Consider the following 9,005-nt stretch of genomic DNA (forward strand, 5'->3'; position numbering starts at 1 on the left):
CGCGCCGGACGGCGGCGCGCCGCCACAGCCGCCAGCCGAGATAGGCGGCGACGATCGCTGCGCCGAGGGCCAGGGCGGCGCCGCCCAACTGGCTCAGCTCCCGCAGCACGGCATCGATCTGCGCGTGGAAGACGCGGCCGGCCGCCAGGCCCGCGGCCGCCCAGAGCGCCGAGCCGAGCAGGTTCCAGGTCAGGAAGCGCCCCGCCGTCATGCCCAGGGCACCCGCCAGCGGCGGCGCGAGCATGGACAGCCCCGGCACGAACTTGGCGATGAGCAGGGTCAGCACGCCACGACGGGCGAAGCTGATCTCGTTCTGGCGCACGCAGCTGTCCGGCGAGATGGAAATGCGGCACAGCGCCGCCAGCACACGCCGCCCCAGGCGCCGGCCCGCCCAGAACCAAAGCACATTGGCCACCATCGCCGCCAGCGTGATCGCGGTGAAGGCGCGCAACGCGAAGCCCTCGCGTGCCGCTGACTCCGCGCCCAGCAGCAGCAGCAAGGGCGTGGACGGCAGCGGCGCGCCGAGCTGGTGCAGCAGCACGGCGACGGCCACAGCCAGCAAGCCGTAGCGAGCAAAGAGATCGATCAGCAGTTCCATGGCATTGCCCGACAGCATAGTGCGCCGTGGCCAGTCCCCGCTTCGGCCGGCAATTCGTGATGTAGTTGATTACATTACGCCACCATGCCAACCGATCTCTGGAGCCAGTTCGACGCTGCGCCGCTGGCGCTGACGCTGCGTGTGGCCGTCGTCGCAACGGCGCTGGCCCTTGTGCTGGGCATGGCCCTGGGCTGGGTGTTCGCTCGCACCAGGCTCCCGGGCCGGGGCCTGCTGGAGGCCATCTGCATGCTGCCACTGGTGCTGCCTCCGACCGTGCTGGGCTACGGCATCCTCGTGCTGATGGGTCGGCGCAGCGCCCTCGGTGGCTGGCTGCGCGAGCACTTCGACTACACCATCATCTTCAACTGGCACGGCGCCGTCATCGCCTCGACGCTGGTCGCCCTGCCGCTGGTGCTCAAGGGCGCCAGCAACGCCTTCGCCCAGGTTGACCGCAACCTCGAAGCCGCCGCGCGCACGCTGCGCCAGTCGGGCTGGAGCACCTTCCTGCGTGTGACGCTGCCGCTGGCCTGGCCCGGCATCCTCGCCGGCACGCTGCTGGCCTTCGCCCGCGCGATGGGCGAGTTCGGCGCCTCGCTGATGGTGGCCGGTTCCATCCCGGGCCAGACCCAGACCGCCTCCATGGCCATTTACGACGCCGTGCAGGCCGRGCGCGACGACCTGGCGCTGATGCTCGCCCTCGTCGTGTCAGCCCTCTCGGTTGCCATCCTCGTGCTGTCCAACCGCTTTCTGCAACGCTCGCCGTCATGAAGCGCCTGCTGCTCCTGTTGACCGCCCTTCCCTTGCTGGCCTCGGCCCAGCAACTCACCGTCTCGGCCGCCGCCAGCCTGACCGACGCCTTCAAGGAGATCGCCCCGCGCTTCGAAGCGGTCAAGCCCGGCGCGACGCTGCGCTTCAACTTCGCCGCCTCGGGCGTGCTGCTGCAGCAGATTGCCCAGGGCGCACCGGTGGACGTCTTCGTCAGCGCCGACCAGGAGACGATGAACCGCAGTGCCGACCAACAGCTCATCGCCACCGGCACTCGCCGCGACTTCGCGAGCAACACGCTGGTACTGGTGGCGCCGCCGGACAGCCCCGTCAAGCGCCTGGGTGACCTGACCTTGCCCGCCGTGAAACGCATTGCCGTGGGCAAGGTGGCCTCCGTCCCCGTGGGCCGATACACGCAGCAGGCCCTGGGGGCCGCACAGCTCTGGTCGGCGGTGAGCCCCAAGCTTGTCTTCGCCGACAACGTGCGCCAGGTGCTGGACTACGTCGCTCGCGGCGAGGTGGAGGCCGGTTTCGTCTACCGCACCGACGCCGAGATCGCCAAGGACAAGCTGCGCGTGGTCGCGGCGGTAGGCGGCCACACGCCCATCACCTACCCGGCCGCCGTCGTGGCGGGCAGCCGGCAGGCCGCGTTGGCGCGAGACTTCGTCGCCTTCCTCGGCGGGGCCGAAGCCCAGGGCATCCTGGCCAAGTACGGTTTCGGCAAACCTTGATCGACGTTCGCCTGCAACTCTCAGTCAGCGACGCCCGGCGCCGCTTCGACCTGGATGTCGCCTTTGCAACGGAGGCGCCCTTCGTCGCCCTTTACGGCCCATCGGGCGCCGGCAAGTCGCTGACGCTACAAGCCATGGCCGGGCTGCTGCCAGTGCGTGCCGGCCACGTGCGCTTGAACGGCCACGCGCTACTGGACACCGCCGCCGGCATCAACCTGCCGCCCGAGGCTCGCGGCGTCGGCTATCTGTTCCAGCACTACGCCCTGTTCCCCCACCTCAGCGTGCGCGACAACATCGCCTTCGGACTGACGACCTGGCGCAAGCGTCTGAAGGCCGAGGACGCGGCGCGGGTGGACGAGCTGATCGAATCCTTCGGCCTCACGGCCATGGCGCGCAGCAAACCGGCCACGCTCTCCGGCGGCCAGCAGCAACGCGTGGCGCTGGCCCGGGCGCTGGCCTGCAACCCCAACGTGCTGTTGCTGGACGAACCCTTCGCCGCCCTGCACAGCGCGCTGCGCCGCGAATTGCGCGCTGAGCTGCAGCGCGTGCTAGCGCAATGGGGCATCCCGGCCGTCATGGTCAGCCACGATGCCGACGACGTGCTGACGCTGGCCGACGAGATCGTGCTGGTCGATGGCGGCCAGGTCAGCCAGCGGCTGCAGGCCRGCGACCCCGAGCTGCGCGCCCGACTGCTATGAGCACCCCAGACCACCCGTTGCTGCAGGGCGAGTTGCGCCTGGCCGGCCGGCTCGACGGCCGCTTCTTCGACCTGCTGGCCGCATTGGCGCTGACCGGCTCGCTTCAGAAGGCCGCCCGCGCCGCCGGCTACAGCTACAAGGGCGCCTGGCTGGTACTGGACGCGGCGATGGCGTTGACGCATGCGCCGCTGGTCGACAAGGCCACGGGCGGCGCCGGCGGGGGCGGCACGCGGCTGACGGCCGAAGGCGAGGCCCTGCTCGTCGCCTGGCGCGAGCTGCAGGCCCGGCACGCCGCCTTCCTGCATGAACAGGCCGCCTGGCTGGCCACCCAACCGGCGCTCGACGCGCTGCTGAAAAGGATGAGCATGAAGACCACCGCCCGCAACCAGTTCTTCGGCCGCATCTCGGGCGTGAACCCCGGCCCGTCGACGACGACGGTGCGCGTCGCGCTGGACGGCGGCCAGCATGTCACCGCCTCACTGACGACCGAGGCCGCGCAGGAGTTGCAGGTGCAGACGGGCAAGGAGGCCCTGGCGCTCGTGAAGTCCAGCGAGGTCGTGCTGGTGACGGATTTCGGCAGCTACAGGCTGTCGGCCCGCAACCAGCTGGCCGGCACGGTGTCGCGCGTGGAGCGCGGCGCGGTGTCGTCGCTGATCGGCGTGACGCTGCCGGGCGGCACGGTGGTCACGGCGAGCGTCACCAATGACGCGGTCGACGGCCTGGCGCTGGCGGTGGGCCAACCGGCAACGGCCGTATTCAAGGCGTATGCAGTGATGCTGGCCGTTCGCGCCTAGAGCCCCAGGTCGCTCAGGCTCGGATGCTCATCCGGCCTCCGGCCCAGCGGCCAGAAGAACAGCCGCGCCGATGTCGCAATGGGCAGGTCATTGATGCTGGCAAAGCGCCGCCGCATCAGGCCCTCTGCGGTGAACTCCCAGTTCTCGTTGCCATAGCTGCGGTACCAGTGGCCGGAGTCGTCGTGCCACTCGTACGCAAAGCGCACAGCGATGCGATGGCCGTCATGAGCCCACAGCTCCTTGATGAGGCGGTAGTCCAGCTCGCGCGCCCACTTGCGCACGAGGAAGCCATGCACCTGCTCGCGGCCGACCGGGAATTCCGCGCGGTTGCGCCAGACCGTGTCGTCCGTGTAGACGCCGACGACGCGGTCGGGGTCACGGCTGTTCCAGGCGTCTTCGGCCAGGCGCACTTTCTGCACCGCCGACTCTGGCGTGAAGGGTGGAAGCGGCGGCTTCATGTCAGTAGGTTTTGTAGCCAAGGAACTTGCCGCTCATGACGATGTTGACGCGGTCGCCGGCCGCGTTCGGCTCGCGCTGCAAGTCCATCTTGAAGTCGATGGCGCTCATGATGCCGTCGCCGAACTCCTCGTGGATCAGCTCCTTGAAGGTCGTGCCGTAGACGCTGATCAGCTCGTAGAAGCGGTAGATCAGCGGGTCGGTGGGCACGCTGGTCGGCAGGCTCCCCTTGTAGGGCACGACCTTGAGCCACTGCGTCTCACACTCGGTCAGGTCGAAGACCTTGGCCAGCTTGGCCGCCTGCTCTTCGTTGAAGGTCATCTGGCCCAAACAGCCGGCGGTGACCCACTCCTTACTGAGGCCGAGCTCAGTGGCCACGTCGGCCCACTTGATGCCTTTGGCGACCTTGGTGGCGATGATTTTTTCGGTGACTTCGAGGCGGCTCATGCTTGGCTCCTGAGGGTGGTGAGTGAGGGGTCTAGGGGAATGACTTCAGCGGTCTGCGCAAGACCTGGTCGCACCTCGGGCGGCTGCTCCGGCGCGCGGCCATGCGACAGCGTGGCGCTGCGCTCGACGAGGAAGTCGACGAGGTGGTTGCGGATCCGATAGAACTGCGGGTCGTGGTGCAGCGACGCGCGCTGGCGGTCGCGACTCATCGTGTTGACGACGATCTCCGCCACGCGCGCCTGCGGGCCGTTGGCCATCAGCAGGATGCGGTCGGCCAGCAGGATGGCTTCGTCCACGTCATGCGTGATCATGAAGACCGTCTGGCGTGTCGCGGCGCAGATCTTCAGCAGTTCGTCCTGGATGGTGCCGCGCGTCAGCGCGTCCAGCGCGCCGAAGGGCTCGTCCAGCAGCAGCATGCGCGGCTCGATAGCGAAGGCGCGGGCGATGCCCACGCGCTGCTTCATGCCGCCGGACAGCTGGCTGGGCTTCTTGTCCAGCGCGGGCGTGAGGCCAACGAGGGCGACGTATTTCTCGACCTGCGCATCGACCTCGGCGCGCTTCCATCCGGGCCACTTGCTGCGTACCGCGAAGGCGATGTTCTGACGCACCGTGAGCCACGGCATCAGCGCATGGCCCTGGAAGACGACACCGCGCTCCAGCCCTGGCGCGCTCACCTCGCGCTTGGCCATGAAGACGTGGCCGTCGCTGGCCTGCTCCAGCCCGGCCAGCACGTTGARGATGGTCGTCTTGCCGCAGCCGCTGTGGCCGATGATGCAGACGAACTCGCCTTCGGTCAGCGTGAAGTTGACGTGATCGAAGACGGTCGCGTCGCCATAGCGCTTGGCCAGGCCTTGCACCTGAACGAGTTCAGTCGACATAGGTGATGGCCTTCTGGGCGCGGGCGAATAGCAGGTCCAGCGCCATGCCGACGAGGCCGATGACGAGGATGGCGAAGATGACGTTGGGCAGGCTGAGGTTGTTCCACTCGTTCCAGACGAAGTAGCCGATGCCCGTGCCGCCGACCAGCATCTCGGCCGCGACGATGACGAGCCAGGCGATGCCCATGCTGATACGCATGCCCGTCAGGATGGTGGGCGCCGCCGCGGGCAGGATGACCTCGAAGGCACGGCGCAGCGGGCTCACCTCCAGCGTGCGCGCCACGTTCAGCCACTCGCGCCRCACGCCGGCCACGCCGAAGGCGGTGTTGATCAGCATCGGCCACAGGCTGCAGATGAAGATCACGAAGATGCCGCTCGCCGCCGAGTCCTTGATCGTGTAGAGCGCCAGCGGCATCCAMGCGAGCGGCGAGATSGGCTTSAGCACCTGGATGAACGGATCGAGCGCGCGGTAGATCAGCGGGCTCATGCCGATGACGAAGCCCAGTGGGATGGCGACCAGCGCCGCGAGCAGATAGCCCAGCCCCACGCGACCCAGCGAATAGGCCAGCTGCAGGCCGATGCCCTTGTCGTTGGGGCCGCGGTCGTAGAAGGGCTCGGACAGGTGGTGAACGACCGTGCGGCCCATCTGCGCCAGCGTCGGGAAGCCGCTCTTCGCGGCCACCGGCGTTGCGTCCACCGGCTTGCCCATCAGCTTGGCGTATTCGATCTGCTCGGGCGTCATGGCCGCCGTGGGCGCGGCGCTTGCGCCGCTGCCCAGCGTGGCCAGATGCCACAGGCCGAGCAGRCAGCCAAGCAGCAGCAGAGACAGCAGGCCGGCGCGGAAAGCAAGCGAGGGCTTCATGTGCGTTTGATCGCGAAGCTATTGATGTAGGCGTCCGGCTTCGTCGGATCGAACTCCTTGCCCATCACCTTGAACTTCGGGTAGCCGCCGCTCTTGTCCTCCGGCACGGCCTGGTCGAGCGCCTTCATCTGCTTGCGCGCATCGGTCAGCAGGAAGACCTTCTCGGCGATCTGCTTGTAGTTCACGTCGCCCTTCAGATAGCCCCAGCGCTTCATCTGCGTGAGCATCCACACGGCCATGCTCTGCCAGGGCATGGGGTCGAAATCGGCACGGTCCGGCACGACCTTGACGTTGCCCAGGCCATCGGCGAACTTGCCCGTCAGCACTTGGGCGATGAYGGTCTCGGGTTGGTTCAGATAGKCCTGCGGCGCGATGACCTTGGCGATCAGTTCGCGGTTCTTGGCTTCGCGGGCCATGGCCGCGGCGGTCAGCACCGCGCGGTACAGCGCGATGAAGGTGTTGGGGTTCTTCTGGATGAACTCCGTGCTCGTGCCGAAGGCGCAGCAGGGGTGGCCGTTCCACAGCTCCTTGGTCAGCAGGTGGATGAAGCCCACCTCCTCGTACACGGCGCGTTGGTTGAACGGGTCCGGGCCCAGGAAGCCGTCGATGTTGCCGGCGCGCAGGTTGGCCACCATCTCGGGCGGCGGCACCACGCGGATCTGGATGTCGCGGTCCGGGTCCAGCCCCGCTTCCGCCACGTAGTAGCGCAGCAGGAAGTTGTGCATCGAATACTCGAAGGGCACTGCGAACTTGAAGCCCTTCCAGCTCGCCGGGTCGCGCTTGTCCTTGTGCTTGACGCTCAGCGTGATGGCCTGGCCGTTGGTGTTCTGGATGGTGGCCACGTTCATCGACGTGGCCGGCGCGCCCAGGCCCAGGCTGATCGCCAGCGGCATCGGCGACAGGAAGTGCGTCGCGTCGTACTCCTTGTTGATCATCTTGTCGCGGATGAGCGCCCAGCCCGCCGTCTTCACCACCTCCACGTTCAGTCCCTGCTTGGCATAGAAGCCGAGCGGATGCGCCATGATCAGCGGCGTGGCGCAGGTGATGGGAATGAAGCCGATCTTCAGGTCCTTCTTCTCCAGCGAGCCTTGACCGCCCTGCGCCATGGCCTGCAACGAGGCGATGGGCAGCACGCTGCCGATGGCGGCCATTGCGGTGTTGCGACCGACAGCCCTCAGGAAGCGGCGGCGCAGTGCGTCCTGCGGGAACAGCGCCTTCACGAGCGAGGCCTCGACGAAGCTGGCGGACTCGGCCTCGAAGTCGGCCGTTTCGCTGCGTGCGCGCAGTTCGGCAGCAGCATGGTCAGCAGCGCTGGCGTGCTGGCCGCAGGCGCAATGCATCAGCAAAGGCCGGTCGGCGTCGTAGGGATCGTGGGTCATCGAGTGCTCCTCAGGATGGGAGCGACTCTAGGAATCAGTGCGTCGTTGCGGAATCGTGAGGGGCGGCGAGTTTTTGTAGGGGTGGAACTACCAGGGAAAACCTGGGTCTGCAGCGGTTGGCGGCGGCGGGGCGAGAGCCAGCGCCGCTGGCATCATCAGGCGTCAACGGCAAGCAAAACGCACAGCAGAGAACTTGTAAGTGCGCGCCGCTTTTGACGGAAATTTAATGCTGTATGGAATGCAGTGGAACGGGAGAATTTCTGTGTTGATTCAAGCACTTGCCTGCGCCGCAATGCGCCGATCTAGAGCGCAGCGCGCCTGCCTAGGCGGCGTCGCCTGTCTCCACAGAACACGTTGAACAGCACCATGACCGAGATCGTTCTTGGCTCCGAATACGACGACGACTTGTTCTTTCGCCTCGTCGCGGAAGTCGAGGCTCTCGGAGGCTCGATCGTGGACAAGGGATGGATCCTCGGCGGAAGCCAAGAAGTGACCGTCTTCCAGATCACGCTGCCAAACGGGAATTTGGAGGCGGTTGCCGAGACGTATGTCGGGCTGTCATTGCGCGGAACGCCTGCGGCACTGGTCGAGCAACTTGCCTCCCGTGTGCTGTCCAACCTCTCGCTCCAGCGGACGGCTGCGCCGCCCGCTGAGCTTTGACGTTAGGTCTCGAAATGCATCCAAACACATTTATCGAGCAGTTGTGGCGTGGCGTTGAAGCTGACGAAGTCTTCGTCGCAATGAGCTTCGCACCTCGATATGAAACTCGCTTCCATGACGTTTTCCGCCCCGCCATAGAGTCGATTCGATATCGGGGGAAACCACTCACTGCCAGGCGCGTGGACGAAAGCCAGTCGGGCGACTCTATCGTGACAGAGATAGTCCGCGGCATCTGCGAGTCCCGGCTAGTCCTCGCGGACGTGTCCGATCTTTCGGGTGCCGCAGATGCCTCCGAACCGGTTCGAAACGGCAACGTCATGTACGAACTTGGTCTTGCACACGCCGTAAAGAGCCCCGCCAAAGTTGTCATCGTCCGCGACGACTCCAAACGACTCCTCTTCGACGTATCCTCGATTCCTCACATCGCAATTGACTTTACTTCGACCGAAGCGGCACGAGGAACAGTAACTAGACTTCTGACAGACCGCCTGCGCGAATCCGAAACGATTGACGACTTCAAGCTTCGCGCGTTTGTCGATTCGATTTCCGACACAGAGTTGTCTGTCCTAGTACGACTCTTCAAGTCCACCCAGTCTGCTCCAATGGAGCTGACCATTGAAACCAAGTCGGGCAAAATTCTCCCACTTCCAATTCGCGATGCGTTCCACCGCTTGCGTGACGCGGGCCTCGTGAGAAGCCATGTGAGTTCCAATCCCGTGTCTATCCTTTATTCATTG

The 9,005-nt window shown here is 66.2% G+C and carries 11 protein-coding genes and 1 pseudogene; 6 read left to right on the forward strand and 6 right to left on the reverse strand.

Going from position 1 to position 9,005, the window contains the following annotated elements; genetic code table 11:
• A partial coding sequence (locus AC1DU6_RS12230) for a DedA family protein (RefSeq protein WP_477857461.1) occupies positions 1-598 on the reverse strand: 598 nt, incomplete at its 3' end.
• Between the two features lie 84 nt (positions 599-682).
• Here AC1DU6_RS12230 and modB point away from each other — a divergent pair.
• Genes modB through AC1DU6_RS12250 form a run of 4 tightly spaced genes read left to right on the forward strand, consistent with a single transcriptional unit; the run spans position 683 to position 3,586 of the window.
• Positions 683-1,366: a molybdate ABC transporter permease subunit gene (gene modB / locus AC1DU6_RS12235; protein WP_477857463.1), complete on the forward strand. Its 684-nt coding sequence runs from the start codon at positions 683-685 to the stop codon at positions 1,364-1,366.
• Positions 1,363-2,094: a molybdate ABC transporter substrate-binding protein gene (gene modA / locus AC1DU6_RS12240; RefSeq protein ID WP_477857464.1), complete on the forward strand. Its 732-nt coding sequence runs from the start codon at positions 1,363-1,365 to the stop codon at positions 2,092-2,094. The genes modB and modA overlap by 4 nt, the downstream gene beginning before the upstream one ends.
• On the forward strand, positions 2,091-2,792 hold the full coding sequence (locus AC1DU6_RS12245) for a sulfate/molybdate ABC transporter ATP-binding protein (protein WP_477857465.1): 702 nt from the start codon (positions 2,091-2,093) through the stop codon (positions 2,790-2,792). The genes modA and AC1DU6_RS12245 overlap by 4 nt, the downstream gene beginning before the upstream one ends.
• Positions 2,789-3,586: a TOBE domain-containing protein gene (locus AC1DU6_RS12250; protein ID WP_477857467.1), complete on the forward strand. Its 798-nt coding sequence runs from the start codon at positions 2,789-2,791 to the stop codon at positions 3,584-3,586. Before AC1DU6_RS12245 ends, AC1DU6_RS12250 begins: the two co-directional genes overlap by 4 nt.
• On the opposite strand, the gene AC1DU6_RS12255 is transcribed toward AC1DU6_RS12250, so the two are convergent.
• Genes AC1DU6_RS12255 through AC1DU6_RS12275 form a run of 5 tightly spaced genes read right to left on the reverse strand, consistent with a single transcriptional unit; the run spans position 3,583 to position 7,608 of the window.
• Positions 3,583-4,044, reverse strand: coding sequence for a nuclear transport factor 2 family protein (locus AC1DU6_RS12255; protein ID WP_056197566.1), 462 nt, complete (start codon positions 4,042-4,044; stop codon positions 3,583-3,585). The genes AC1DU6_RS12250 and AC1DU6_RS12255 overlap by 4 nt on opposite strands.
• A gap of 1 nt (position 4,045) precedes the next feature.
• Complete coding sequence (gene cynS, locus AC1DU6_RS12260; protein ID WP_457323601.1) at positions 4,046-4,489, reverse strand: cyanase; 444 nt, start codon at positions 4,487-4,489, stop codon at positions 4,046-4,048.
• Positions 4,486-5,367, reverse strand: coding sequence for an ABC transporter ATP-binding protein (locus AC1DU6_RS12265; RefSeq protein WP_477857470.1), 882 nt, complete (start codon positions 5,365-5,367; stop codon positions 4,486-4,488). Before AC1DU6_RS12265 ends, cynS begins: the two co-directional genes overlap by 4 nt.
• Positions 5,357-6,229 (reverse strand): nitrate ABC transporter permease, encoded by an 873-nt coding sequence (gene ntrB, locus AC1DU6_RS12270; RefSeq protein ID WP_477857471.1) that lies wholly within the window; start codon positions 6,227-6,229, stop codon positions 5,357-5,359. The genes AC1DU6_RS12265 and ntrB overlap by 11 nt, the downstream gene beginning before the upstream one ends.
• Positions 6,226-7,608 (reverse strand): CmpA/NrtA family ABC transporter substrate-binding protein, encoded by a 1,383-nt coding sequence (locus AC1DU6_RS12275; protein WP_477857473.1) that lies wholly within the window; start codon positions 7,606-7,608, stop codon positions 6,226-6,228. Before AC1DU6_RS12275 ends, ntrB begins: the two co-directional genes overlap by 4 nt.
• A gap of 366 nt (positions 7,609-7,974) precedes the next feature.
• Between AC1DU6_RS12275 and AC1DU6_RS12280 the strand changes: the two genes are divergently transcribed.
• Together AC1DU6_RS12280 and AC1DU6_RS12285 are read left to right on the forward strand one after the other, a co-directional pair.
• Entirely contained in the window at positions 7,975-8,268 is a 294-nt protein-coding gene (locus tag AC1DU6_RS12280) for a hypothetical protein (RefSeq protein WP_477857474.1), read from the forward strand.
• Positions 8,269-8,282: 14 nt separating this feature from the next.
• Positions 8,283-9,005: pseudogene (locus AC1DU6_RS12285) on the forward strand (hypothetical protein); the annotation flags it as partial.

This window comes from Roseateles sp. P5_B10 (genome assembly GCF_056400485.1).

Excerpts from the sequence above, each read along its gene's own strand:
- modA (WP_477857464.1), top strand. The coding sequence starts at position 1,363 with ATGAAGCGCCTGCTGCTCCTGTTGACCGCCCTTCCCTTGCTGGCCTCG.
- AC1DU6_RS12250 (WP_477857467.1), top strand. The coding sequence starts at position 2,789 with ATGAGCACCCCAGACCACCCGTTGCTGCAGGGCGAGTTGCGCCTGGCC.
- AC1DU6_RS12255 (WP_056197566.1), bottom strand. The coding sequence starts at position 4,044 with ATGAAGCCGCCGCTTCCACCCTTCACGCCAGAGTCGGCGGTGCAGAAA.
- cynS (WP_457323601.1), bottom strand. The coding sequence starts at position 4,489 with ATGAGCCGCCTCGAAGTCACCGAAAAAATCATCGCCACCAAGGTCGCC.
- AC1DU6_RS12280 (WP_477857474.1), top strand. The coding sequence starts at position 7,975 with ATGACCGAGATCGTTCTTGGCTCCGAATACGACGACGACTTGTTCTTT.